This is a genomic window from Halomonas sp. EF61, assembly GCF_040147045.1.
In the GTDB taxonomy this organism is placed as follows: domain Bacteria; phylum Pseudomonadota; class Gammaproteobacteria; order Pseudomonadales; family Halomonadaceae; genus Halomonas; species Halomonas litopenaei.
This window is the reverse complement of record NZ_JAMSHM010000003.1, coordinates 620,870-646,748: the sequence shown is the minus strand read 5'-3', so window position 1 is coordinate 646,748 and position 25,879 is coordinate 620,870. Positions and strand designations below refer to the sequence as shown.

Sequence of the window (25,879 nt, the reverse complement as noted above, 5' to 3'; positions counted from 1 at the left end):
ACGACTCCATGTCTATTCCCCATCTGATCATGAACGCCAGCGGCGTGGTGCAATTTGTCATGCTGCTGCTGATGATCGGTTCCGTGCTTTCCTGGATTGTGGTGTTCCAGCGCAGCTTTGTGATGCGCCGTGCACGCAAGGCGCATCGCGCCTTCGAGGACCGCTTCTGGTCCGGCGTCGACCTCAACGAGCTGTATCGAGACGCCCCGGCCGAAGGCGAGACCCAGGGCGCCGAGCACATCTTTCGCGCCGGCTTTCGCGAGTTCAATCGGTTGATGCCGAAGACCCGAAGCCCCCAGGCGATCCTCGACGGCGTCCAACGCAGCATGCGGGTGGCCTGGTCACGTGAAGAAGAGCGCCTGAACCTGCACCTGGTGTTCCTCGCCACGGTGGCCTCGGCCAGCCCCTATATCGGCCTGTTCGGCACCGTCTGGGGCATCATGGGCTCCTTCCAGTCGCTGTCGATGGCCCAGCAGGCGACCCTGGCCACGGTGGCACCATGGATCGCGGAGGCGCTTGTCGCGACCGCCATGGGCCTGTTTGCAGCGATCCCCGCGGTCATCTTCTATAACCGCCTGTCGGCCGAATCGTCGCGCCTGCTGGGTAAGTACGAAGACTTTGCCGAGGAGTTCCACTCCATCCTGCACCGCAACCTGCAGGGCCGGCCCGACGCCGGCGCCGCCTGATCAAGGAGACGCCGCATGCTTGGACCCTTCAATCGCCGTGGGCGCAGCAAGCCCATGGGGGAAATCAATGTGGTCCCCTTTATCGACGTCATGCTGGTGCTGCTGGTGATCTTCATGATCACCGCGCCGATGCTGACCCAGGGGGTCAAGGTCGACCTGCCTCAGGCGACCTCGGAGCCGATCGAGGACACCGAAGACACCGACCCGATCATCGTCTCGGTGGACAAGGAAGGGCAGTACTTCATCAGCCTCGGTGGCGACGAGACCCAGGTCAGCCTGGACGAGTTGAGTGACCGGGTGGTCATTCTGCTCGAGCGCAATCCCGGCACGCCGGTGATGGTGCGGGGTGATCGCAACGTCTCCTACGGCCAGGTGGTGACCTTGATGAGCACGCTGCAGGTGGCCGGCGTCGCCAACGTCGGGTTGATCTCCGAACCCCCGCCCCAGGACGGTTAGGAGCGCTCATGGCGAAACCACAGCGGCGAAATACACTTAAGCGTTCCGCCGGGCAAGTTGGCTATGGTCTGCCGACGGTGCTGGCCGTTGCCCTGCACCTGGGTATCCTGGTCATCAGTGTGATCAAGTGGCCGAGCAGTGAACCCGAGGCGCCCAACAACGCCATCGTGCAGGCTACCCTGATCAGCACCGAGACACGTACCGATCAGGCCCAGCAGGCGGCCGAGGCACGCACCCGCGCGGCCGAACGTCAGGCTCAGGAAGAAGCCGAGCGCCAGGCCCAGGAGGAGGCCGAACGTCAGGCCCGCGAGGCCGCAGAGCAGCAGGCCGCCGAAGAGGCCGAGCGCCAGGCGGCAGAACAACAGGCTCAGCAGGAAGCCGAGCAGCAGGCAAGGGAAGAAGCTGCCGAACAAGCCCAGGCGGAAGCCGAACGGCGGGCCGCCGAGGCCGAAGCCGCCGCCCAACGCAAGGCCGAAGAGGAAGCCGAGCGTGAAGCCGCTCGCCAACAGGCCGAGCAAGAGCGCCAGGCCGAAGCCGAGCGACGTCGTCAGGAAGAGGCGGCGCGACAGCAGGAGGCCGAACGACAGGCCCGCGAGGCAGCCGAGCAGCAGGCAAGAGAGGAGGCTGAGCGCAAGGCACAGGAAGAAGCCGAACGTCAGGCCCGCGAGGCAGCCGAGCAGAAAGCAAGAGAGGAAGCCGAGCAGCAGGCAAGAGAGGAAGCCGAGCGCAAGGCACTGGAAGAGGCCGAACGTCAGGCCCGCGAGGCAGCCGAGCAGAAGGCAAGAGAGGAAGCCGAACGTCAGGCCCGCCAGGAAGCGGAACGCAAGGCACAGGAAGAAGCCGAGCGCCAGGCCCGTGAGGCCGCCGAACAGAAGGCCAGAGAAGAGGCCGAGCGGCAGCTTCAGCGGATCATCGAGGGTGATTCCAGTGCCGTCTCCAACGCCGAGCAGGGGAACGAGGCCGCCAATGGCTTTATCCAGCTGGTACGACGAGCGGTGGAGCAGGCCTGGGTCATCCCGCCCAATGTGGGCGACGGCACCACCGCCGAGGTACAGGTCAGGTTGGGGCCCTCGGGTGAAGTATTTGCTGCAACGGTCACACGTTCGAGCGGAAACGCCGCCTTCGACAACTCCGCCATCCAGGCGGTGGAGTCTGCTGCTCCGTTCACCGAACTGCGAGACCTTCCCAGCGGCGTGCAACGCGACTATCGTCAATTCAATCTGCGATTCACACCGGGAGACATTCGCTGATGAGAGCCTTGAATGCGAGTTGGTGGACCAGGAGGGTCAGCATGACCGTCGCTCACACGAGCCTTGCCAAGCGTCTGCTTGCTGTTGTGGCAGGCATGCTGGTATGGCTGGCCGGGCCAGCGGCCCAGGCCGATCTGACCATCGATATCACCCGCGGCAACGAAAGGGCCACACCGATCGCGGTGGTGCCCTTCGCCGACCAGGCGGGTGGGCTACCGGAGGATATCGCCCAGGTCGTCTCCGATGACCTGGAGCGCAGCGGCTACTTCGAACCGTTGCCGCGCTCAGAAATGTTCAACCAGCCCTCGAGCAGCGAAGAGGTCACCTACGGTGACTGGCGCAGTCTCGACTCGCGCTACCTGGTGGTCGGCAGCACCAGTCAGGAGGGTGGCCAGGTCAAGGTGCGCTTCGAGCTTCTCGACGTCAGTGGCGAGACCCGGCTGCTGGGCGAGACGGTCACGGCATCGAGTTCCGATCTGCGCGGCGCGGCGCACTATATCAGTGACCAGATCTTCGAGGAGATCACCGGAATTCGTGGCGCCTTCTCGACCCGCATCGCCTATGTCACCTCGCAGGGGGTGGGCGACAACACCCAGTACGGGCTCTATGTGGCCGACGCCGATGGGCGCAACAGCCAGCAGGTCCTGACGTCCGATGAACCGATCATGTCACCGGCCTGGTCGCCGGATGGCGGCAAGCTGGCCTATGTGTCCTTCGAGACCGAACGGCCGGCCATCTACGTGCAGAATCTGGCCACCGGTCAGCGCGTCAAGCTGACCGACTTCGAGGGGCTCAACAGCGCACCGAGCTGGTCGCCGGATGGTCGTCGCCTGGCGATGGCGCTGTCCCGGGACGGCCAGCCCGAGATCTACGTGATGGATATCGGCTCGCGCAACGTTCAGCGTGTCACCAACTCCTCGAGCATCGAAACCGAGCCGGCCTGGGCGCCGGACGGCCGCTCCCTGATCTTCACCTCGGACCGCTCGGGCGGCCCCCAGATCTATCGCCAGAGCGTGTCCGGTGGTGAGGCCGAGCGTCTGACCTACACCGGCAACTACAATGCTCGTGGTCGCCTGTCGCCGGATGGCGAAACGCTGTTCTTGATCCACCGCGGCAACAATGGCTATCAGGTGGCCAAGCAGGACCTCGAGAGCGGGCGTCTGGTGGAAATCAGTGATGCCCAGCAGGCCGAATCTCCCAGTATCGCGCCCAATGGCACCATGGTAATCTTCGCCACCCAGCAGGGTAGCACCGGGGTGCTGGGAGCGGTCACCGCCGATGGACGTGCGCAGTTCCGTCTGCCCGCCGCCCAGGGCGATGTCCGTGAGCCGGCCTGGTCCCCGTTTCTGAACTGATTCGACGGCCATATGCCGATGAATCGACTTTGATGCATCACGCAAGGAGAGTGACACGATGTTTCTCAAGCCCTACGCCCGTTCGCTGGCCATCGCCGCTTCCCTGGCCGTTCTGGCTGGCTGTTCCAGCACCGGCGGCACCCAGGACGGCAGCGCCGCAGGCACCGGTACCGGCGGTACCATGGGTGGCACCGGCGTCGGTACCGGCACCGCCGGCAGCGGCCAGGTCAGCGGCTCCGGCTATGGCACCGACGGTGCCGGCCAGATGGCCGACGGCCGCATCCCGGAAGTGCGCACCATCTACTTCAACTACGACAGCGACGCCATCCGTCCCGAGTTCGAATCGGTGGTCAACGCCCACGCCCAGTACCTGAGCAGCAACCCCAACGCCTCCGTCGTGCTGCAGGGCCACACCGACGAGCGCGGTACCCGCGAGTACAACCTCGCGCTTGGCGAGCGTCGTGCCGGGTCCGTCGAGCGCTACCTGCGCCTGCAGGGCGTCAATCCCTCGCAGATGGAAGTGGTGAGCTACGGCGAAGAGCGCCCCGCAGCTCGCGGCAGCAACGAGGATGCCTTTGCACAGAACCGCCGTGTGGTCTTTGCTTACTGAAAGCCACTGACGTCGGACGTGGGAGAAGTCAATGAGACACAGTCTTAAGGGACTGTGCGGCGCGGGAGCCCTGGTGCTCCCGTTGTCCGTCATGGTACCCGCCATCCTGTCACCTGCACTGGCTCAGCAGCCGGTCGTCAGAGACCTCAGCGGTGGCAACAGCTTTTACGATCAGACGGCCACCCAGGCCCAGGCCAGCGGCAATCTCGCACTGTTCAACCAGGTCGAGCAGCACCAGCGCGAGCTGCGAGAATTGCGCGGGCAGATCGAAGAACTGCGCTACCAGCTCGATCAGCTCAAGCAGCAGAGTCGCCAGCAGTACATGGACCTCGATCAGCGCATGTCCGAGTTGCCACGCCAGGCAGCGCCGCCAAGCGCCCCGAGTGAAGCAACGGAGCCGCCGAGCGAATCCGCAGACAGCAGCGGCAGCGGAGCATCCTCATCGTCCTCTGGCCAGGCCAGCGATGATGCCAGGGAGGCCTATCAGTCGGCGTTCTCCAAGGTGCAGTCGCGAGACTTCGATCAGGCGATCAGCGACTTCGATACCTTCGTCGATCGTTATCCCGACTCCAGCCTGACCGCCAACGCCTACTACTGGCTCGGTGAATTGCATTCGGCACAGTCGTCCTTTGGCGATGCCGCCGTTGCCTTCGAGACCGTACTGGACCGTTTTCCCGACAGCAGCAAGGTTCCCGATGCCATGTACAAGCTGGGACTGCTGAAAGCGCGGCAGGGAGATACCGAAGGCGGCCACGCACTTCTGGAATCCGTCCAGCAGGACTATCCTGACAGCAATGCGGCGTCTCTTGCCGATGACTATTTGCGTCAGGCCGGGGCCTGATCAAGGAAGCGCCATGACCGAGTGCAAGATTGACTACCAGGCACCTGAAGACCTGCTCAAGGATCGCATTCTGCTGGTGACCGGTGCCGGAGACGGCATCGGGCGTACCGCGGCGATCGAATACGCACGTCGCGGGGCCACCGTGATTCTGCTGGGCCGCACCACCGCCAAGCTCGAGAAGGTGTATGACGAGATCGAGGCCGCCGGAGGCCCGCAACCGGCGATCTTTCCGTTGAACTTCGAAGGGGCGACGCTCAAGGATTACCACGATATGGCCGAAGCGCTGGACAAGGAGTTCGGCCGGCTCGACGGTATCCTGCACAACGCCGGGCAGCTAGGGCGGATCACTCCGTTCGAGCAGTACAATCCGGAACTGTGGGATCAGGTCATGCAGGTCAACATCAACGGGCCCATCTGGATGACCCAGGCGCTGTTGCCACTGCTGACCAAGTCTGCCGACGCCTCGGTGATCTTTACCTCGTCGAGCGTTGGCCGCAAGGGGCGGGCCTACTGGGGCGCCTATTCGGTCTCCAAGTTCGCCACCGAAGGCTTTGCCCAGGTACTGGCCGAGGAGATCGATCATCTGGGGACCCTGAGGATCAACACCCTCAACCCCGGGGCGACCCGCACCGCCATGCGCAAGAGCGCCTACCCGGGCGAGGACCCCATGAGCCTGCGGACCGCAGAGGACATCATGCCGACCTATCTGTGGCTGATGGGCCCTGACAGCAAGGGCCGCAACGGGGAAGCCTTCGACGCCCAGCCGCCGAGAAGCTGACGTCACAGGCAAGCGAAGCGAGCAACGAGCGTTGCAAAAGGAACGGCGAGCCGATCGGCCCGCCGTTCCTTGCGTCTCACCGCCGAAACTGCCGATCCCGCCCCCAGCGCCAGCGAAGCTCAGGTCGCGCCTCGCGTCGTCGTGCAGGGCCTCGTCGACCTCTGGCATCCAGCAGCGTCTCAGTGGCCTCTCAATGGCCTCTCAATGGCCTCTCAATGGCCTCTCAATGGCCTCTCAATGGCCTCTCAGCGTCCTCTCATTAGACTCTCAGTGCCTTTTCAGCGCCTCGAGAACCGCCTCCGCGGTGTCGAACCAGCGGTCGGCCGGCCAGTCCCGGTAATCTTCTTCCTCGGCAATGTAGCCATAGCCCACGGCGATGGCCGGCATGCCCGCGGCTTTTGCCGCCTGCATGTCGCGCATGTGGTCGCCCAGATACCAGCACGCCTCGGGCGCTACGTCGAGGCGCCTGGCCGCCTCCAGCAGTGGCTCTGGATGAGGTTTCTTCACTGGCAGGTCATCCGCGCAGAGCATGACGCCCGGCGCGAGTCCCAGCGCCTCGACCAGGGGCTCGGCATACAGACGTGGCTTGTTGGTGACGATCCCCCAGGGCCGGTCGAGGCCATCCCAGTGGAGCAGCAGACGGTCGAGCGGCGGGAACACCTGGCTGTGTTCGGCCACCGCTTCTGCGTAGAGGTCGAGCAGCTGCTGACGCGCCGCAGCGTGGTCGGGATGCTCGCTTTCGAGCCCCAGCGCCAGGGTGACCAGGGCGCTGCCACCATTGGACACCTGGGCGCGAATGGCAGGGTAGGGCAGCTCGTCCAGACCATGCAGCCGGCGCAATCGATTGGTGGCCTGGGCCAGGTCAGGAGCGGTATCCACCAGGGTGCCGTCAAGGTCGAACAGCAGGGCGTGAGGTAGCGAATCGTTCACGCGGTCTCCTTGCGACAGATCATCAGGTAGTTGACCGAGACGTCGTTGGCAGACAGAGAGAAGCGACGAGTGATCGGGTGGTAGACCAGACCGCTTTGCTCCTCGATCTCGAGTCCAGCGTCACGGCACCAGCGGGCCAGTTCGGCTGGGCGGATGAAACGGGCGTAGTCATGGGTACCACGAGGTACCATGCCGAGCACGTACTCCGCGCCGAGAATGGCCAGGGCGTAGGACTTGGGGTTGCGATTGATGGTCGACAGCGCGAGTTGTCCGCCGGGCTTGAGCAGGCGAGCGCAGGCGCGCACGATGGCTTCGGGATCGGGCACGTGCTCGAGCATTTCCAAGCAGGTCACCACTTCGAAGCGCTCCGGCGCTTCCTCGGCCATGTCTTCGACGCTGATGTAGCGATATTCGAGAGCGACCCCTTGCTCATCGGCGTGCTGACGCGCAACCGCCAGTGACGCCTCGGCCAGATCAATACCGGTCACCCGAGCGCCGCGGCGTGCCATGGCCTCGGAGAGGATGCCACCGCCGCAACCGACGTCCAGCACTTCGCGCCCGGCCAGTCCCACTCTGGCGTCGATGAAATCGAGTCTCAGCGGGTTGATGGCGTGCAGCGGTTTGAATTCGCCTTCGGGATCCCACCAGCGTTCGGCCAGCGCGGAGAACTTGTCGATCTCGTTGTGGTCCACGTTGGCGGAAGGGGTATCGGATGTGCTCATCTGTATCTCCAGGGCGTTCCATGCCGCCGATGTCAGCGGACCGAGTTCGTCTGGTACGCTATTCTACGCATTCCCTGTTCCGAGTCCCATGGCCCAGATCGCCATGGACGACAGCCGAACCCAATTTCGAGAAGAAGGAAGTCTCATGATCCGCAAGGCCGTTCTCCCCGTCGCAGGTTTTGGCACACGGTGTCTGCCGGCGTCCAAGGCCATACCCAAGGAAATGATCACCATCGTCGATCGCCCGGTGATCCAGTACGTGGTGCAGGAGGCCGTCGCGGCGGGCATTCGTGACATCGTGCTGGTGACCCACGGCACCAAGAGCGCCATCGAGAACCACTTCGACAAGCATTTTGAACTGGAGGCCGGGCTCGAGGCCAAGGGCAAGACCGAGCTGCTCGAGGAGCTGCGTGCCATCGTTCCTGCCGACGTCAACATCATCAGCGTACGTCAGCCTGAACCTCTGGGCCTTGGCCACGCGGTGCTGTGCGCCCGTCCGGTGATCGGTGACGACGAGCCCTTTGCCGTGCTGTTGCCCGATGTCCTGGTCGACGATGATGGCCTTGAGCGCAATGACCTTGCCGGCATGATCGACGCCTTCGAGCGCACCGGACGCTCCCAGCTGATGGTGGAAGAAGTTCCACGCGAGCTGGTCTACAAGTACGGCATCGTCGCACCCAAGGGCGAGTCCCCCGAGCCCGGTGAGTCCTGTGAGCTTTCCGGCCTGGTCGAGAAACCCAAGGTCGAGGAAGCGCCCTCCAACCTGTCGGTGATCGGACGCTACATGTTGCCGGGTCGTATCTTCCCGCTGCTGGCCAAGACCCCGCCCGGCGCCGGCAACGAGATCCAGCTGACCGATGCCATCGAGGAGCTGCGCGTCGCCGAAGGGGTGGACGCCTACCGCATGCAGGGCACCACCTACGACTGCGGCCACCAGCTCGGCTACCTGGAGGCGATCCTGGCCTATGGTCGGCGCCACTCCCGCTACGGCAAGGGCTTCACCGAGCTGCTGAAACGCTACGCCGCCGAGGACTGAAGCCATGAAGGTCGTGATACATGGAAGTGAGCTTTCGGCAGCCACCGCTGCCGCCGCGCTCTCCTGGGTTGGACATGATGTCTGCTGGCAACCGCTGGATCGCCGCTGGAGCGAGCTCAAGGATAGTGACTGGCTGATCCGTGAGCCTTCGGTACTGCAACGCCTGACGGAGGCCATGGAGGCCGGGCACCTGACCCTGGAGCGGAACAGCGAGGTCGACGGCCCGGATATCGACGTGCTGTGGCTGGCCTTGTCACCGACCCAGCGCGACGATGCCAGCCGTCTGGTGGAGGAGAACGCCTCGCGCCTTGCTGACGGTGCCATCATCGTCAACAACGCGACCTTTCCGGTGGGCGACACCGAGCGGCTCGAGTCTGTGCTCGAGGGCCAGAATGTGACCTCGGTGGCACTGCCTGACACCCTCGAGGAAGGGCGCGCCTGGGAGACCTTTACCCGCGCCCGCAGCTGGCTGCTGGGCTGCGACGATGACCACGCCGAGCGCCAGGTGCGCGAATTGATGCGTGCCTTCAATCGGCGTCACGAGGTGTTCAAGCGGATGCCTCGACGTGCCGCGGAGCTGACCAAGCTGGCCATCAATGGCATGCTGGCGACCCGTATCAGCTACATGAACGAGATGGCCGGGCTAGCCGACACCCTGGGCGTGGACGTGGAGTACGTGCGTCAGGGCATGGGGGCAGATCAGCGCATCGGCTATGAGTATCTTTACCCTGGCTGTGGCTTTGGCGGGCCCAATTTCAGTCGCGATCTGGTGGGCCTGGTGGATGTCCAGTCGGCCAGCGGCCGCCACTCCGAGTTGCTCGACCAGGTGCTCGAGATCAACGAGCACAAGAAGGAGACGCTGTTCCGCAAGCTGTGGGCTCACTATCAGGGGCGTCTGGAAGGCCGTACCGTGGCCATCTGGGGGGCTGCCTTCAAGCCTGGCACCGCACGCATCGATCATGCGCCCGTGCTGACCCTGCTGCGCGCCCTGTGGGCCCAGGGTGTGCACGTCAGATTGCATGACCCCGCTGCGCTCCCTGCCGTACGTGCGGTGGTCGGTGACCACCCGCTGTTGAGCCTGCATCAGGACGACCCACTCGACGCCTGCCGTGGCGCCGATGCGCTGATGCTGGTCACCGAGTGGAAGGCCTACTGGAATCCTGACTGGATGGCGCTGAAACGACAGCTGGAGGGCGCCCTGATCCTCGATGGTCGCAATATCTATGACCCCCAGTACGTCGCCGCCCAGGGCTTTCACTATCGCGGCATCGGCCGACGCGCCGATCCGTCAACCTGATATATCGATCAGGGCCTGACAGCCGAACCATCGGCCCGGCACCGGGTCTGTCCCGTAAAGAGCGCAGTATTTACTGCGCTCTTTGCTTTGGTGTCTTGTTCTGTCTTGGCCAGGCCAGGCCAGGCCTGGCCCGAACTGAGCTGCTCGAGGTGTCATCGGTCAATGACAGTCGCCGAGATTCTGGGCGACAAAGTCCCAGTGAATCAGCGGCCAGAGTTGCTCCACCGGAGACTTTCCACAGCCAAGATCCATGACCAGCAGCGGCCTGCCCGATGCGGCATCAAGCCGCTGGCCACGGGCACTGATCGTCAGGCTCATGCCACGGTTGGAGTGCAGCAGCCACAGCCAGCCTGGCCGCCGGTTCCCTTGCTCCTGTTCGTCTTCGACCCGCCCGTGCATCGCCTCTCTCAATCCTGTAAAGGAACCGAACGTCTGTGTCAGTTCCTCGTTCAGTCGACCCTCCGGTGCTGTCGGGCGCGGTAACAGGCAGTGCCAGAACAGGGTAAGGTTCCAGGCTTCGACCGCGTGTTCGAGCACCTCACCTTGGGCCTTTGACATTACGTCTTCGAGGGACCTCGTAGCCGTGCCTGAGCCGCTCGCCCAATGATTGAGCGCTGTCAGATGACGTTGATGGTCCCCCTGATAACGATCCTCGACCCAGGCCTTCGAGAGGTAGGGTTCCAGTTGGTGGCTATCGAAGGGCAGCGCGGGCAATTCAAGGATCATGGGGACTCCGGGGTCGTGAACGTCATGGTGAAGCGAGGTATGGCAGGTGCCCCACAGCAAGGCGTTGATAGGGATAGCGCTAACGCGTTATCCGTCTGCCGTGCGTAAATATGGTAAAAAACCTTACACTATCAGCCAACTCTGGCCGCCAAGGCCCGTGGCACGTGATCGGCTCTGAGCCAGCGATGCCATCCGGTGCCACAGTGCCACACGCTGAACCGCAAGGAGAGTTTCATGGGGCATCCACCGGAAGTCGGCCGTCCGGGCGCTATCGTACCCGATCCAGGAGAGAGTGTATCCGCCGCTCGCTATCGCCGGCCCCCGGCGCCTAGACTTTGGCCGTTATGGCTACTGGTGCTGTTGATTATCTGTGCAGTGGGGACCGCTGGCTGGCTGGCCTGGCAGGAACGTCAGCGGCTCGAGGGTGAGCTGACCCGCTTGAGAGGGGAGTTGTCCAACATTCATGCGCGGTTCGACGCCGAGCAGGGAGAAGGGGACCTGGTGGCGGACATCCAGCGTCGAGTGGCCGAACTCGAACAGCGGGACGATGCCCTGGCCCAGCGACTCGAGTCGACCGCCGAGAATATAAGAAACACTGTTTCCGAACAGGCACAGACAACGCTGGACCAACACAGCAACAACGCCGACACTCTGCAGGATGTCGAAGAGCGTATCGCCTCCATCGCCGATACGCTGGCGGCGACACGCACATCGCTGGGTGCCGTTGAACGAGCCGGCGACAATGCCCGAGGTGCCCTGGAGGCTCGCATGGACCGCTTCGATGATGCCCGCGAGTCCTTTGCCGGCCGGTTGGGGTCGCTGACTACCAGGGTCGATGAGGTGGTAACGCGCCTGGATACTCGCTTGGGACAGCTGTTGCCGCGGTTCGACACCCTGGAGCAGCGGCTTGCCTCCCTGGACGAGGACGTTGAAGGCCTGCGCCAATCGCGCCAAGATGGTGCGGAGGAACGTCGCGCAATGGAAGCCAGGCTCGAGCAGCGCCTGGATGCGCTGGATGACAGCGCCCGGTCGCTTGGCGCCGATCTTCGCGAACTGCGTCAGTCCCAGCTCGCGTTCAGCGCCCAACTGGAGGCGCTGCGTTGATCCAGCACCCACGTCAGGAAAGCCAGTCTATTATGGAAAATCGCGTTCCCGCTCGTTCGGGTCTGGGTCCGTTCGTCCGTCGATCAGGGGCCGCCCTTTGCCTGGTCTCGGTGTCGGTGCCGGCCCTGGGCATGGATGCCGAGATCGTCGGTATCGAAGGGGATATGGCCAACAATGTCGAGGTCTACCTGCAGGGGCTCGACGGCAGCCAGTATAGTGTGGAGAGGCTGCGCAACGAGGTGGTTCGACTGACCCAGGAGGCGATGCGGGTCTACGGCTACTATGAACCGCAGATCGAGATGCGTTTCGACCGCGATGACGAGCCCCAGGAGGTCTTCCTCACCATCGACAAGGGGGAGCCGGTCAAGCTGGAAGTGATCGATTTCACCCTGGAGGGCGACGCCCGCGATGACGCCCCCTTTCAGTTGGCGATCGACGCCTATCCGCAAGAGGAAGGCGACATCCTCAAACACGCCCCCTACGAGAGTCTCAAGGGCAGGCTGCAGGGCCTGACCGTGGAGCGAGGCTACTTCGATTGGCAGTTCACCGATGAGCGCATGGAAATTCGCCCCTGGGCCAACAGCGCTCGGCTGTACCTGGGCATGGACAGCGGGCCGCGCTATCGCTTCGGCAGGGTCAATTTCAAGGGCCATCACATCGTCGAGGAACGCCTGCGCAATCTGGTGCCCTTCGACTACGGCGATCCTTACCTGGCAAGCGACGTCGCCGAGCTCAACAACCAGTTGAGCGAGACCGAATGGTTCGGCTCGCTGACGGTACGCCCTCGCCTGGAACGCCAGAAGGGCTCCCTGGCGCTGCCCGAGAACGACAACTGGTGGTACTCGGTGGACGTCGCGGAGATCCCGACGCCGTACCAGGGGCCGCGGATCAGCCGCGACGCTCTGGCGGTGGCGCTTGGGCTGTATCCGCCGGAATTCCCGACCATGCCGATCGATGTCAGCGTGACGCCGGCGGATCGTCACCAGTTCGAGGCGGGTATCGGCTTCGCCACCGATGTGGGGCCGCGCCTGCAGTTCTCCTGGGAGCAGCCCTGGGTCAACCGCTACGGCCATAGCTGGACCAATCAGCTATACCTGTCGGCACCGGATCAGCAGTTCAGCGGCACCTACAAGATCCCGCTGGAGGATCCGCTCAACGATAGCTACCGACTGCAGTACGGGCTGCGCAAGCAGGACATCGAGGACACCGAAAGCTTCGAGAGTACCGTCGATTTTGGTCGGCACTGGGTGTTCGAGAATGACTGGGAGCAGACGGTCTATCTGCGCGCCACCTACGAGGACTTTACTCAGGGGGAGCAGTCCGATCAGGTGCTGCTGCTGTATCCCGGGGTAAGCTGGTCGCGTACCCGCACGCGCAACCCTCAGTTTCCCACCTGGGGCGATCGCCAGAATCTCGAACTGCAGTACTCCAGCGACGCCTGGGGCTCTGACGCCGAGTTCTTCCGCATGACCGGCGATACCGCCTGGATCCGCAAACTGGGTGATGACAACCGCTTTATCGGCCGACTGGGTGTCGGCGCGATCAATACCGACGATTTCGAGAAGATTCCCCCTTCGCTTCGCTTCTTTACCGGTGGTGACTCCAGCGTGCGTGGCTACAGCTACGAGTCGCTGTCGCCGGAAGACGAGAACGGCGACCTGGAAGGCGGTCAGCACGAGTTTACCGCCAGCGTCGAGGCCCAGCGCCGGATCACCGGCAAGTGGTGGGGCGCGGCCTTCTTCGATGTCGGTGACGCCTTCTCCGAGTGGTGGCCTGGCGACCTGAACAAGGGCGCGGGTCTGGGCGTGCGCTGGATTTCTCCGGTCGGCCCGATCCGCTTCGATGTCGCCCATCCCTTCGATGACGAAGACGACAATTTCCGGCTGCACTTCGCCATCGGGCCCGAGTTTTGAACCCGATGCCGCTGGCCCCTGACACGAGGCTTCAATGAGAAAAGGACGCGCCCTGTGGGCCCTGACACGTCTGCTGATCTGGCTGCCGTTGACCCTGGTTGGCCTGGTGCTGCTGATTGGCGGCCTGGTGCTGAGTCCCTGGGGCACCCGAATGGCGCTGGATCAGGGCCAGCGCATGGGCTTTCTCGAGTACGAGGCGGTCGAAGGCGCGCTGCTCGACACCTTTGCGCTGGATGGCTTTCGCATGGAGATGGGCAGCCTGCGGCTGTCGGTGGACGCGTTGTCGCTGTCCTGGGCAGAGGACTGCGTTCTTGATGGCCGGCTGTGTCTTGATTACCTGAGGGTGTCGGGTACCGACGTACGCCTGGGCGAGAGCGAAGCCGCGGAGGAGCCACCCGTCGAAGCCGAACCGACCAGTGGCGAGCCGGGGCCCCTGGCGCTGCCGTTTCCCGTCGAGATCCGTGAACTGGCGGTCGAGGACGTCGCCGTGCAACTGGCCGACGGCACCCGACTGGCCTGGGACAGCTTCACCACCGCGGCGGTGGCCGAGGGCGATACCCTCAGCGTTCGACCCACGCGCCTGGCGGGCCTTCATCTGACCCTGCCGTTGACGCCCGGCGCCATGCTGGCCCTGAGCGACGCCGAACATGAAGGGCCCATCGTCAGCGCCGAGGCCATCGACGCCGCCATCGCGGTGCGCTCGCCGTTGCCGAGCGAGGCCGCCGCCGAGATGGAAGGGGCCGCAGCCAAGGCCGATGACATCCCGCTGGATGAGCGTGAGCGTCTGGTGCTGCCCGAGGTCACCTTGCCACTGGCCATTGAAGTACCCGAGCTGGTGGTCGAGGACACCACCGTCGACGGTGCCTTCGACTACCACGTCGAGCGTCTGGACCTGAGTCTCGATGCCCGCGGCCAGACCGTTACCATCGAGCCCCTGGCGGTGGCCTCCGCCGATGCCGACGCCGAGCTCCAGGCCCGCGCCACGTTGAGCGGCGACTACCCGCTGGAGCTCAATTTTGCCGCCGATCTGTACCTGCCGGAAATCTTCCCGGCGCTGTCCGGCGAGCGGGTCGAGCTGAGTGCAGCCGGCAGTCTGGCCGACCTGGAAATCGACCTGAAGACCTCGGGCCCGGTGGACACCCACCTGGTCGCCCGGCTCGACGCCCTCGACCCCACGTTGCCCTTCAGCGCCACCTTCCAGAGCCCCAGACTGCAATGGCCGCTGCCTGGCATGGACAGCCCCCTGCCTGAAGGTATCGAAGAGGCTGGCGAGGTGAGCGACGCCGAGACAAACGCGCCAGACAATGCTGAAGCTGGCAATGCCACCGCTGCCACGGCCGAGGTGGAGCCGTGGATCGCCCGCGATCTGGATCTCGCCATCGAGGGGTCCCTGACCGGCTATACGCTGAAATTGGCCCTGGCCGCCGAGGGACCGGATGTACCGCCAACCACCCTGGCCCTTCAGGGGCAGGGGGATCTTTCACAGTTTGCCTGGGCGCCTCTTGAGGTCGCACCGGAGGGCGCCGGCGCGCTCAGCACCGAGGGACGGGTCGACTGGTCTGACGGCGTCTCGGTGGAGGCGGCAGCGACCCTCACGGGCCTTAATCCGGAACCCTTCGTCGAAGGCCTCGCGGGGGATATCGACGGCACCCTGCAGGTGGCTTTCGCCCAGACCGATGAGGGTTGGCGGGTGGAGGTGCCGGCGCTGGATATCGAGGGTACCCTCGATGGCCGACCGCTGTCGCTGGAGGCCCAGCTCGCCGGCAACAGCAACATGCAGTGGGACATCGACAGCCTCGATTTCCGCCAGGGCGACAATCGCATCCAGGCCGTCGGCCAGGTCAGCGAGTCCAACCTCGACGTCGACGCCGAGATATCACTGCCGGACATGGCGAGCCTGTATCCGGGGCTTGCCGGCCAGCTATCCGGTGACATCACGGCCAGCGGCAGCCTCCAGACGCCTCAGCTAGACCTGGCTCTGAACGGCAGCGGGGTAGCGTTTGAGGAAAATCGTGTCGGCGAGCTCTCGCTGTCCGGCCGTGTGGCCGGTATCGACGACCCCGAGCTCGATATCGGTCTTGAAGCAAGACAGGTCGAAGCGGGTGGTCAGCGATTCTCCGATATCGCCCTGGATCTCGATGGGCGGCTGTCGGATCACCGCCTTGAGCTCACCGTGGAGGGCAGCGAGGACGGGCCACTCAACCGTCTGGTGCTGGCCCTTGACGGGGCCATGAACGAGGCCCGCGACCGCTATCAGGGCACCTTGTCGCCGCTGGAAGTTACGCTGCCCCAGGGCGATATCGCCCTCGATGATCCGCTGAGCTTCGAGGCCGACCTGGCCGCGGGGTCGGTCCAGGCCGAGCCCTTCTGCCTGGCACGTCGCCAGGGCGGCGCCGTGTGCATCAGCGAGCCGCTGAGCGCCTCGGCGGACGCCGGCTCGCTGACTCTCGAGATCAATGAGCTGCCCATGGACCTGGTCAACGAGGCCTTGCCTCAGGGCTGGGCCATCGACGGCGACACCGGCGCTCGTGTCGTCGCTGGCTGGTCGGCCGGCGGCAGTCGCTGGCAGGCCGACGTCCAGGTCGACAGCGAGGTCAGCGTGACCGGCGAGGACGCCTATGGCCAGCCTTGGTCGGTGCCTGCCACCAGCATGTCGCTCAGTGCAGACGCCAGCGAGGCCCGCATCGACATGGACCTGGCGCTGTCACTGGCCCAGAGCGGCGATATCGACCTGGCCCTGGCCATCGACGATCCCATGGGACGCGGCGGCCTGGACGGCACCCTGACCATTACCGACGTGCGCCTGGCACCGTATCAGCCATTGGCGGCCGGCCTCGATGAACTCGAGGGCAGTCTTGGCGGCACCATCCGTATCGCCGGCAGCCGCGAGGCCCCCGACCTCAGTGGCGACATCAGTCTGACCGGGCTCAGGGTCCACGGTGGTGATATTCCCCTGGCGGTCACCGACGGACGGCTGGATATCGCGCTGTCCGGAGACAGCGCGCGGATTTCCGGCCATGTGGACGCCGAGGAAGGGCGCCTGAATATCACCGGTGATGCCGCCTGGCCTGACGGTAGCTGGGAGGCCAACATGGCGCTGTCCGCGGTGCAGGATCCACTGCTCGCCGCCATGCCGGCCTTCGGCAAGCTGAAGCTGGCCCCGGACCTGACCATCACCGCCAACCCCTCGCGACTGCGGGTGCGTGGCGAAGTGCGGATCCCCTGGGCCAGGCTCAAGGTCGGTGACGTTCCGGCGTCCGCGGTCACCCCGAGCGGTGACGAGATCATCATCACCCGCGAGATGGACGAGGAGGCCAAGGAGGCCGAACGGCGGGCCCAGGAAGACCCGGTAGGAGAATCCACCGCCGAGGCCATGGCCGAGGCGGGCATGGCCATCGACATCCGCGTACGGCTGCTGCTGGGACCCGACATGCGCCTGAGCGCCTACGGTCTGCAGACCGAGCTGGAAGGGGATCTGGAGGTGCGCCAGAACAACGGGCCGCTGCAGTTGTTCGGCGACGTCAGCCTGGTCGATGGCCGCTTCCGCGCCTACGGCCAGGATCTGCAGATTCGCCAGGGCAAGCTGATCTTCGCCGGCCCGCCGAGTCTGCCGACGCTGGACTTCGAAGCCATCCGTAACCCGGCCAGCACCGAAGACGGAGTGATCGCCGGTCTCAAGGTCACCGGTACCGCCAGCCAGCCCGATCTGGAGATCTTCTCCGAGCCGTCGATGGACGAGTCTCGGGCGCTGTCCTACGTGCTGCGCGGCCGGGCGCCGGATGACAGCGGCGACTCCAGCGGCGCCCTGACCTCGGCGTTGATCGGCCTGACCCTGGGCAAGACCGGGGGGGCGGTAGGCGCCATGGGTGAGGCTTTCGGCATCCAGGACCTGTCGCTGGATACCTCCGGCAGTGGCGAGAGCAGTCAGGTGGTGGTCAGCGGCCGTCTCACCGACCGTCTGGAGGTGGGCTACGGCGTCGGCATCTTCTCGCCCATCGCCGAGCTGACCCTGACCTACCAGCTGTGGCGGAGCCTCTACCTGGAAGCGGTCTCCGGCGCCGCCCAGGCGGTGGACCTGATCTACACCTGGAGCCTGCCGGGAGATCCACCGGAACTGCAGTGACCAAGCGCGTAGCACAGCACGCAACACACCGCCTAAACCACAAGAGCCCCGGCCATGGCCGGGGCTCTTGTGTGATGTTGCGTGACATTGCTTGATCTGACCTGCCCTTGCAGGAGCAGGAGCCATGTCATTGCTTGTCCAGCGACAGCTCCTGCAGGTAGCGCGCCAGCCGTCGGCCAAGCCAGGGGCGAGGGCGGCGAGGGCCTGGCTCCATGAATCCGACATGGCCGCCGCGTTCGGCGACTTCGAGGGTCACCAGCGGCGAGCGAGCCGGAAAGCGCTCGATCAGATCCGCCGGCATGAAAGGATCGTCACGGGCATGCAGCATCAGGGTGGGAACGGCCACCCGATCGAGCACCGGGCCGCTGGAGGCACGGGCATAGTAGTCATCGGCGTCCCGGAAGCCGTGCATCGGCGCCGTGATGACGTCGTCGTAGTCGCGCAGGCGCTTCAGCCGGCGCACCTGCTCGACGCTGACCTTGAGGGAAAGCTCGCCGCGTTCGAGCCGAGGTATCACCTTGCGCTTGAGCGAGGCCAGCAGGTGGCGTTCGTAGACCCGCGAAAAACCCTCGCCCAGGCGCTGGGCGCAAGCCGCCAGATCCAGCGGCGCGCTGATCACCACCGCGGCGTCGAGTCCCAACGAGTTCGCGTCCTCTTCGGCGACCAGCCGAAGCAGCATATTGCCCCCCAGCGACACGCCACCGGCGACCTTGGCTGCCTCGGGATAGCGATCGCCAAGTACCTCCAGCAACACCCTGGCGTCCCCGGTATCGCCGCTGTGGTAGGCGCGCGGCAGACGGTTGGGGCGAGAGCCGCAGCCTCGGAAGTGCATCAGCAACGCCCGATAGCCCTGGTCTCTGGCGGCCGCCAGCAGATCGTGGGCGTAGGGCGAGGTGATTCCCCCCTCTAGGCCGTGGAAAAGCACAAAGACAGGGGCATGGGGATCCTCGGGTTCCGGCAGCACCCAGCTAAGCTCTACCTCGTCACCGTCGGGCAGCGCGAGAAATTCCTGTCGCCAGTCCACCTCGGCGGGGCGAAGCACCCGCGGCAGCAGGGTCTGGACATGCGGATTGGACAGCCAGCGGGCGGCACGAAATCCGCCCGGTGTTGCATCCGCGCGAAGTCCTGAGGTGGCAGGGGGCAAGCTTGAACGGGCGTCAGGCTGAGGCAAGGCAAGGTCTCCGCTGGGTGGTCGGGGGCATCATGGTTGAGCCTCGGCGTCGATGGCGTGAGCACACAGCTCCTGCCAGGCGGCGTCGACCGCCGCGCGACGGGTCGAGAGGTGGCGATACAGGCGGATATCGAAGGACACCGTCCAGCGCGGCGGTCCTGCCGCCACCAGCGCGCCGGAGGCCAGGGCCTCGCCCAGGCTGCGCTCGGGCAACCAGCCCAGGCCATAGCCCAGCGCGACCAGTTCTCGGATATTGCCGCTCTGTACGCTCTCGTTAAGCACCGTCAGGGTAGGGGCGTCGCCGAGTCGGTCCAGATGGGAGCGGATGGCGGCATCGATCATGCCCCGGGGATGATAGGCGATCAACGGCAGGGCGCGCCCCTTGCCGCCTTCCAGCGCAAAGCGAGGCTGGCCGCTGGCATCCGGCAGGCACACCGGCATAAAGCGCTCGCGGCCGATGACGCAGTAATCGGTGTCCTCGTTGGCCAGCTCCAGCGGATTGCCGCTGGTCGGCCAGTAGCACAGGGCAAGATCGATCTCGCCGGAGGCCAGTCCCTGGAAATAGTCGCCCACCAGCCAGGCGGTGGCACGCAGGTAGGGCTGCAGCGGCGGTGGCGACTGCCAGCCGCTGAGCCACTGGGGCAGGAACTGCGCCAGCAGGCTCTGGGGTGCCCCCAGGCGTAGCTGTCCAGCCTGTTCCTCGGCCATCTGCGCCAGTCGCTGGCGGGTCAGGTCGACCCGCCGGGTGACGTCGTGACACATGGCGAGGAAGGCCTCGCCGGCCGGCGTCAGCGACAGCGGCAGGGTCTGTCGGTTGATCAGGGTGGTGCCCATCTCCTCTTCGAGCAGCTTGATGCGCCGAGAGAAGGTGGGCTGAGTCACGTTCTGTTCTTCGGCGGCACGGGAAAAATGACGCGTGCGGGCCAAGGCGAGAAAGTCTTCCAGCCAACGTATTTCCATGGAAGTGTCACCTGTCCTGCGAAACGTCGATTGTGCCAGATAACCCGACGCCGGGCGTACCCGGCGTCGGCGTGTTGCAGGTGAAGGCGATGGAAGTCAAGGCAACGGTCAAGACAGACGACCTTCCTCGACGCCATGACAGGCGACCTGGCCGCCCTCATCGGTGGCGATCAGACGGGGAATCTCCCGGCGGCAGCGCTCGTTGGCGTGGGGGCAGCGGCCGTGGAACACGCAGCCCGAGGGCAGGTTCACCGGGGTCGGCACCTCGCCCTGCAGACGCAGGTGCTGGGGACGGTCGTCCTCCAGGCGTGGAATCGCCGACATCAGCGCCTGGGTGTAGGGGTGGCGCGGGCGGGCGAACAGCGTCGCCGTGGGGGCTACCTCGCAGACCCGACCCAGGTACATCACCGCCACCCGGGTACCAAAGTGTTCCACCACCGCCAGGTCGTGGGTGATGAACAGGTAGGTCAGATGGTGCTCACGCTGGGCTTCCATCAACAGGTTCAGCACCTGGGCCTGGATCGACACATCCAGCGCGGAAATCGGCTCGTCGGCGACGATGAATTCCGGATCCACCGCCAGCGCCCGGGCGATGGCGATACGCTGTCGCTGGCCACCGGAGAACTCGTGGCCGTAGCGCGAGCCCCAGTCCGGGGCGATGCCCACCGAGCTCATCACCTCGTGGACCTTGTCGACGACCTGCTGTGGCTTCCAGTCGGGGTGGTGAAGGCGGATCGGCTCTTCCAGCGTCTGCTGAATGGTCATACGCGGATTGAGCGAGGCGTAGGGGTTCTGGAAGATCATCTGCATGCGCTGACGGAAAGGCAGCAATGCTTTCGAATCGAGATGATCGATACGCTCGCCGTCGTAACGGATCTCGCCGGCGCTGGGCCGCAGCAGGCCCATCACGGTGCGCGCTACCGTCGACTTGCCACAGCCGGACTCGCCCACCACGCACAGCGACTCCCCGCGGCGGATGTCCAGGTCGACCCCGTTGATCGCGTGCACGTGCTGTTGCTCGCGCACGATACGACCACGCCGGAACTTGAGCTGCTCGAGGAAATCCCCGGACAGCGAAAAGCGCTTTTCCAGCCCGCGGATCTCGAGCAGGCTGTCGCCTCCAGCGGCAGGGTTCATGTCGGCGGGGCCGTCCTGCTGAATCGGCTCGGTCGGCGGTTTGACGGCTGCCTGAGTGGTCTGGCTCATGAGTTGTCCTCCCTGGCCACGATGCGTTCGGCATCCTGCATCTCGGCGACCATATGGCAGGCCACCTCACAGTTGCCGGAGCGCACGAAGGCCGGTACCTCGGTCTTGCAGGGTGTCCGTTCGCTGCCGTCGTGGCGCTGGGTAAAGTCGCAGCGCGGATGAAACGGACAGCCGCTGGGGAGCTGGCTCAACGACGGCATGCTGCCACGTATCTGGTTGAGCCGCTCGCCCGGGGTCGCCATCTGGGGCAGGGCGTTGATCAGTCCCTGGGTGTAGGGATGCTGCGGATCATTGATGATCTCTCGGGTCGGGCCCTGTTCGATCACCCGGCCGGCGTACATCACCAGCATGCGCTGGGTCACCTGGCTGACCACGCCGAGATCGTGGGTGATCAGGATCAGGCCGACGTTGTGCTTCTCGCACAGCTCCAGCAACAGCGCCATGATCTCCGCCTGAATGGTCACATCCAGGGCGGTGGTGGGCTCGTCGGCGATGATGATATCCGGGTCGAGCAGCAGCGCGATGGCGATGATGATGCGCTGACGCATCCCGCCGGACAGCTCATGGGGATACTGGTCCAGGCGCTTTTCCGGCGACGGGATCTGCACCTGCTCGAGCTTGCGCAGCGAGATCGCGCGGGCTTCCTTGCCGGAGATTCGGCGGTGGGCCTTGAGGCATTCCACCATCTGCTCACCGATGGACAGCACCGGATTGAGCGTCATCATCGGATCCTGGAAGATCATCGAGATGCGGTGGCCACGCACCTTGCGCAGGGCGCGTTCACCGAGTCCGGTCAGTTCCTGGCCATCGAAGGTGATGCTGCCACCGGCGATATAGCCCGGCTTGGCGATCAGATTCAGCAGGCTGAAGGCGGCGACCGACTTGCCGGCGCCGGATTCGCCCACGATGCCCAGACGCTCGCCACGATCCAGGCTGAACGACACATCGCGCAGTGCCTTCACGTCGCCCTGTCGCAGGGCGAAGCGCACGTCGAGGTGATTGACGTCGAGTAGTGCCATGATGTCTACCTCAGCCCTTGTACAGTCGTGGATTGAGCACGTCGCGCAGCCAGTCGCCGAGCAGGTTGATCACCAGCACCAGCACCACCAGCACCAGGCCCGGAATCAGGGTGATCCACCAGGAACCGGACTGGATGTAGTCGAAGCCGGACTTGATCAACGAGCCCAGCGACGGCTGGGTCTCGGGCATGCCGAGGCCGAGAAACGACAGCGCTGCCTCGGAAATGATGGCATTGGCCACCTGCACGGTGGAGATGACGAAGATCGGCGACAGGGTGTTGGGCAGGATGTGACGGAACATGATCCGCCGGCTGCGCAGGCCCATCACCCGGGCGGCGTCGACGTACTCCTTGGAGCGCTCTGCCAGCACCGAGGCACGCACGGTACGGGCGTACTGGGGCCATTCGGCCAGGCCGATGATCAGCACCAGCAGCCACATGGCATAGTCGGAGTAGGTGGCGCCGCCGAAGATCGCCTTGAACAGGGCGCCCACTACGATGGCCACCATCAGCGTCGAGAACGACAGCTGGATATCCGCCAGACGCATCAGAAAGGCGTCGACGCGCCCACCCAGGTAGCCCGCCAGCAAACCGAAGCACACCCCCAGGGTGGCCTGCAGCGCCACGGCGCCGAAGCCGATGACCAGCGACACCCGCATGCCGTAGAGGATGGTCGAGAGCAGGTCGCGCCCCTGGGAATCTGTACCCATCAGGTACTGGGGGTCGGCGCCGTCGATCCAGAACGGCGGCAGCTCGGATGCAAGAATGTCGATCTGGGCCAGGTCGTAGGGGTCGGCCGGCGCCAGCCAGGGCGCCAGCAGCGCGGCCAGGACCATCACCACGAAGATCAGAAGACTGGTCTGGGCGATCAGGTCGCGTTTGAAACTGTACAAGAGGTAGGAGTCGCGAAACCGCTCCCACCGGCTGCTCGTCGCAGTGCTCTGGGTGCTCATGCGGGCTTACCTGTCAGCTTGACGGTGGGATTGACCAGGCCATAGATCAAGTCGACCAGGGTGTTGGTGATCACGAAGATCAGGCCGACGATCATCAGGTAGGTCACGATCAGGGGGATGTCCGAGCGCTCGATGGCGTCGAGGAACATCAGGCCCATGCCGGGCCACTGGAACACCGTCTCGGTGAGGATGGTGTAGGCCACCAGGGTGCCGATCTGCACGCCGCCGACGGTGATGACCGGCAACATGGTGTTCTTCAGCGCGTGCAGGAAGTAGATGCGACGCATCGAGATGCCCTTGGCCCGGGCGAACTTGACGTACTCCGACTGCATCACCTCGAGCATCTCTGCGCGGATCAGGCGAATGAACAGCGGCAGCATGATCGAGGCCAGCGAGATGGCCGGCAGCACCAGGTAGGTCAGGCCTTCCAGCGAGGCGAAGTTGGTGGTCCAGGTGCCGAACACGTGGATAGGGTCGCCGCGACCGTAGGCCGGCATGCCGCCCTCGGTGGACAGCAGGCCGTTGAGCCAGGCGCCCCAGCCGGTATCGGCGGGGAAGGGCGTGAAGCTCACGCCGATGGCGAACAGCTGGATCAACACGATAGCGGTGAGAAACACCGGGATGGAGATGCCGATGATCGACACCCCCATGAAGAAACGGGACAGCCAGGCGCGGGGCTTGATCGCGCTGTAGACGCCGATCGGCACCGACAGGAAGATGATCAGGAGGGTCGAAGCGAATACCAGCTCCAGGGTCGCCGGCAGGTGTCGCAGGACCACCTCGGTAGTCGGCTCGTTGTAGATGTACGAATAGCCGAAGTCGAACTGTGCGGCGTTGACGGCGAAACGGAAGTACTGCACCAGGAAGGGATCGTTGAGCCCCAGTTCCTCGCGCAGCACCTCGCGCTCGCTCTCGGGCACCGACTGACCCACCATCTGCTGGATGGGATCACCCAGGTTGTCCTGGATGGCGAAGGCGATCACGCTGATGACAAACATCACCAGCAGCGCATGAAAGAGGCGCTTGATCAGAAATGCGATCATGGGGATTGTCCAGGGTACAGGCGCTCGACTCCGCGACCATGTCACGGAGCCGAGGCAGCTGCTGAATGGGAGCTTGCAGGCACCGCGTGGCGGTGCCTGTCGTCTTACTCTTCTTCGATGACCAGATCCCCGAGGTAGGGGAAGTTCATCACGTTGACCACCGGCTCGATGTCGACGTTGGCCGCAGAAGCCCAGGCCAGGTTCTGCCAGTGCAGCGGAATGAAGGCGGCATCGTCGTAGAGGCCCTGCTCGAGCTCACGCAGCATCTCGCCACGCTTCTCCAGATCCACCTCGAGGTTGGCGTCGACCATCAGCTGGTCGAGCTCCTCGTTGCAGTAGTTGCCGGCGTTGTACTGGCCGCCACCGCTGTCGGCATCCGGGCACTCGGTCAGGTACTGGTGGAAGTTGGCGGAGTCTTCGGTGTCGGAGTGCCAGCCGATCATCATCATGTCGGCGGCGCGATCATCGTACTCGCCCCAGTACTGGGCCTTGGGCAGGGTCTTCAGGTCCACCGTGACGTTGATCCGCGCCAGCATGGCGGCTACCGCCTGGGCGATCTTGGCGTCGTTCACGTAGCGGTTGTTGGGCGCCATCATGCTGACCGAGAAGCCGTCCTCATAGCCCGCTTCGGCCATCAGTTCCTTGGCCCGGTCGAGATCGAAGCGCGGCTCGAGATCCGGGTTGTGGCCGGAGTAGCCCTCGGGCGAGAACTGGGCGGCCGGGGTGGCGAAGCCCTTCATCAGACGATCGGCGATGCCTTCCTGGTTGATCGCGTAGTTGAAGGCCTGGCGAACACGCGGGTCCTGGAAGGCCTCGACCCGCTCCTGGTTCATGTGGAACAGGATGATGCGGGTGCCCGACATGGTCACCAGGTTGGTGTCCTCGTCGCTCTCGATGCGCTCCAGATCGTTGGGCGGTACCGGCGCGATGAAGTCGACGTCACCGGACAGCAGGGCGGCGACGCGGGTGGCGTTCTCGCCGATCGGAGTCAGGGTGATGGCGTCGACGTTGCCCGGGGACTCGCTGTCCCAGTAGTCATCGAAGCGTTCGAAGTCGACCCGAACGCCCTGCTGGCGGTTGGTCACCTGGAAGGGGCCGGTACCGGAGATGTTGCGCGAGGCGTAGGAATTGCCGTTCTTGACGATCTCGTCCTTGGCCTTGCCGCCGTCGGTCTCGCCGGAATAGAACTGGCTGTCCATCGGGAAGATGTAGGTGGCCATGTTCAGCAGCAGCGGGTTGGGCCGCTTGGAGATGATCTCCACGGTGTGCTCGTCGACCACGTTGACCGTCTCGATGGGCTCGAAGATCGCCTTGAAGTCCGGGCTGCGCTTGAGGCGCTCCACTGTCCAGGCGACGTCCTCGGCGGTGAAGGGGTTGCCGGAATGGAAGGTGACCCCTTCGCGCAGGCTGATGCGCATGGTGGTGTCGTCGACCTGCTCCCACTCGGTGGCGAGTCTGGGCTCGAACTCGAAGTCCTTGGTCCAGCGTACCAGCGGATCGAAGGCCATGTGCGACAGTTGCAGGATACCGCCGGAGAGCTGCTCATGGATGTCCAGCGACACCGGATCGGCGTCGTAGGCCATGCGCAGGGTGTTTTCGGCCAGTGCGGTCTGGGGCAGGGCAGCCGTCAGCATGGCGGCACCGAGGGCACCGGCCAGAAGGGTCTTCTTGAACATGGAAGGAGTTCCTGCTTGTTGAGGT

22 protein-coding genes are annotated in these 25,879 nt (G+C 64.8%); 12 read left to right on the top strand and 10 right to left on the bottom strand.

The genetic code is table 11. From position 1 onward, the window contains the following. Positions 1-8: 8 nt before the first annotated feature. From tolQ to NFI08_RS17735, 7 genes are all read left to right on the top strand, one after another. Positions 9-686 carry a protein TolQ gene (gene tolQ, locus NFI08_RS17765; protein ID WP_181248684.1) on the top strand — a complete coding sequence of 226 codons (678 nt, stop codon included), beginning with the start codon at positions 9-11 and terminating at the stop codon, positions 684-686. Between the two features lie 15 nt (positions 687-701). Beyond that, positions 702-1,142: a protein TolR gene (gene tolR / locus NFI08_RS17760; protein WP_108133603.1), complete on the top strand. Its 441-nt coding sequence runs from the start codon at positions 702-704 to the stop codon at positions 1,140-1,142. Positions 1,143-1,150: 8 nt separating this feature from the next. Then, positions 1,151-2,392, top strand: coding sequence for a cell envelope integrity protein TolA (gene tolA, locus NFI08_RS17755; RefSeq protein ID WP_349591106.1), 1,242 nt, complete (start codon positions 1,151-1,153; stop codon positions 2,390-2,392). 95 nt (positions 2,393-2,487) lie between these two features. Further along, the gene (gene tolB, locus NFI08_RS17750; RefSeq protein ID WP_240184157.1) at positions 2,488-3,747 is read left to right on the top strand and encodes a Tol-Pal system beta propeller repeat protein TolB; all 1,260 of its coding nucleotides are present in this window, start codon (positions 2,488-2,490) and stop codon (positions 3,745-3,747) included. Positions 3,748-3,805: 58 nt separating this feature from the next. After that, on the top strand, positions 3,806-4,357 hold the full coding sequence (gene pal, locus NFI08_RS17745; RefSeq protein WP_045992086.1) for a peptidoglycan-associated lipoprotein Pal: 552 nt from the start codon (positions 3,806-3,808) through the stop codon (positions 4,355-4,357). Positions 4,358-4,388: 31 nt separating this feature from the next. After that, entirely contained in the window at positions 4,389-5,198 is an 810-nt protein-coding gene (gene ybgF / locus NFI08_RS17740; protein WP_108133606.1) for a tol-pal system protein YbgF, read from the top strand. A 13-nt stretch (positions 5,199-5,211) separates the two neighbouring features. Beyond that, entirely contained in the window at positions 5,212-5,976 is a 765-nt protein-coding gene (locus tag NFI08_RS17735; protein WP_108447928.1) for a YciK family oxidoreductase, read from the top strand. Between the two features lie 267 nt (positions 5,977-6,243). On the opposite strand, the gene NFI08_RS17730 is transcribed toward NFI08_RS17735, so the two are convergent. Continuing rightward, positions 6,244-6,906 carry an HAD family hydrolase gene (locus NFI08_RS17730; protein WP_108447929.1) on the bottom strand — a complete coding sequence of 221 codons (663 nt, stop codon included), beginning with the start codon at positions 6,904-6,906 and terminating at the stop codon, positions 6,244-6,246. Next, complete coding sequence (gene ubiG, locus NFI08_RS17725) at positions 6,903-7,628, bottom strand: bifunctional 2-polyprenyl-6-hydroxyphenol methylase/3-demethylubiquinol 3-O-methyltransferase UbiG (protein WP_108447930.1); 726 nt, start codon at positions 7,626-7,628, stop codon at positions 6,903-6,905. Before ubiG ends, NFI08_RS17730 begins: the two co-directional genes overlap by 4 nt. A gap of 145 nt (positions 7,629-7,773) precedes the next feature. Between ubiG and galU the strand changes: the two genes are divergently transcribed. Together galU and NFI08_RS17715 are read left to right on the top strand one after the other, a co-directional pair. Further along, complete coding sequence (galU, locus tag NFI08_RS17720) at positions 7,774-8,664, top strand: UTP--glucose-1-phosphate uridylyltransferase GalU (protein ID WP_045992053.1); 891 nt, start codon at positions 7,774-7,776, stop codon at positions 8,662-8,664. Positions 8,665-8,668: 4 nt separating this feature from the next. Then, the gene (locus tag NFI08_RS17715) at positions 8,669-9,961 is read left to right on the top strand and encodes a nucleotide sugar dehydrogenase (RefSeq protein ID WP_108447931.1); all 1,293 of its coding nucleotides are present in this window, start codon (positions 8,669-8,671) and stop codon (positions 9,959-9,961) included. A 159-nt stretch (positions 9,962-10,120) separates the two neighbouring features. Here NFI08_RS17715 and NFI08_RS17710 read toward each other — a convergent pair whose 3' ends face one another. After that, a complete protein-coding gene (locus NFI08_RS17710) occupies positions 10,121-10,687 on the bottom strand; it encodes a Fe-Mn family superoxide dismutase (RefSeq protein WP_108447932.1) in 567 nt (188 codons plus the stop codon). Positions 10,688-10,921: 234 nt separating this feature from the next. Here NFI08_RS17710 and NFI08_RS17705 point away from each other — a divergent pair, with 234 nt between their 5' ends. Genes NFI08_RS17705 through tamB form a run of 3 tightly spaced genes read left to right on the top strand, consistent with a single transcriptional unit; the run spans position 10,922 to position 17,827 of the window. Further along, complete coding sequence (locus tag NFI08_RS17705; RefSeq protein WP_162816376.1) at positions 10,922-11,791, top strand: hypothetical protein; 870 nt, start codon at positions 10,922-10,924, stop codon at positions 11,789-11,791. A 32-nt stretch (positions 11,792-11,823) separates the two neighbouring features. Then, positions 11,824-13,704 carry an autotransporter assembly complex protein TamA gene (gene tamA, locus NFI08_RS17700; protein ID WP_286985107.1) on the top strand — a complete coding sequence of 627 codons (1,881 nt, stop codon included), beginning with the start codon at positions 11,824-11,826 and terminating at the stop codon, positions 13,702-13,704. Positions 13,705-13,738: 34 nt separating this feature from the next. Continuing rightward, positions 13,739-17,827 carry an autotransporter assembly complex protein TamB gene (gene tamB, locus NFI08_RS17695; RefSeq protein ID WP_349591096.1) on the top strand — a complete coding sequence of 1,363 codons (4,089 nt, stop codon included), beginning with the start codon at positions 13,739-13,741 and terminating at the stop codon, positions 17,825-17,827. 127 nt (positions 17,828-17,954) lie between these two features. Here tamB and NFI08_RS17690 read toward each other — a convergent pair whose 3' ends face one another. The 7 genes from NFI08_RS17690 to NFI08_RS17660 form a co-directional block, all read right to left on the bottom strand. After that, a complete protein-coding gene (locus NFI08_RS17690) occupies positions 17,955-18,998 on the bottom strand; it encodes a hydrolase (protein ID WP_349591093.1) in 1,044 nt (347 codons plus the stop codon). A 30-nt stretch (positions 18,999-19,028) separates the two neighbouring features. After that, a complete protein-coding gene (locus NFI08_RS17685; RefSeq protein WP_349591090.1) occupies positions 19,029-19,958 on the bottom strand; it encodes a LysR family transcriptional regulator in 930 nt (309 codons plus the stop codon). Positions 19,959-20,066: 108 nt separating this feature from the next. Beyond that, positions 20,067-21,095 carry an ABC transporter ATP-binding protein gene (locus NFI08_RS17680; RefSeq protein ID WP_349591296.1) on the bottom strand — a complete coding sequence of 343 codons (1,029 nt, stop codon included), beginning with the start codon at positions 21,093-21,095 and terminating at the stop codon, positions 20,067-20,069. A gap of 65 nt (positions 21,096-21,160) precedes the next feature. Beyond that, on the bottom strand, positions 21,161-22,183 hold the full coding sequence (locus NFI08_RS17675; RefSeq protein ID WP_349591088.1) for an ABC transporter ATP-binding protein: 1,023 nt from the start codon (positions 22,181-22,183) through the stop codon (positions 21,161-21,163). Between the two features lie 10 nt (positions 22,184-22,193). Next, positions 22,194-23,135 carry an ABC transporter permease gene (locus NFI08_RS17670; RefSeq protein ID WP_045992061.1) on the bottom strand — a complete coding sequence of 314 codons (942 nt, stop codon included), beginning with the start codon at positions 23,133-23,135 and terminating at the stop codon, positions 22,194-22,196. Beyond that, positions 23,132-24,178 carry an ABC transporter permease gene (locus tag NFI08_RS17665; protein WP_045992062.1) on the bottom strand — a complete coding sequence of 349 codons (1,047 nt, stop codon included), beginning with the start codon at positions 24,176-24,178 and terminating at the stop codon, positions 23,132-23,134. Before NFI08_RS17665 ends, NFI08_RS17670 begins: the two co-directional genes overlap by 4 nt. Positions 24,179-24,282: 104 nt before the next feature. Then, positions 24,283-25,854 (bottom strand): ABC transporter substrate-binding protein, encoded by a 1,572-nt coding sequence (locus NFI08_RS17660; protein WP_108133617.1) that lies wholly within the window; start codon positions 25,852-25,854, stop codon positions 24,283-24,285. Between the last annotated feature and the right edge of the window lie 25 nt (positions 25,855-25,879).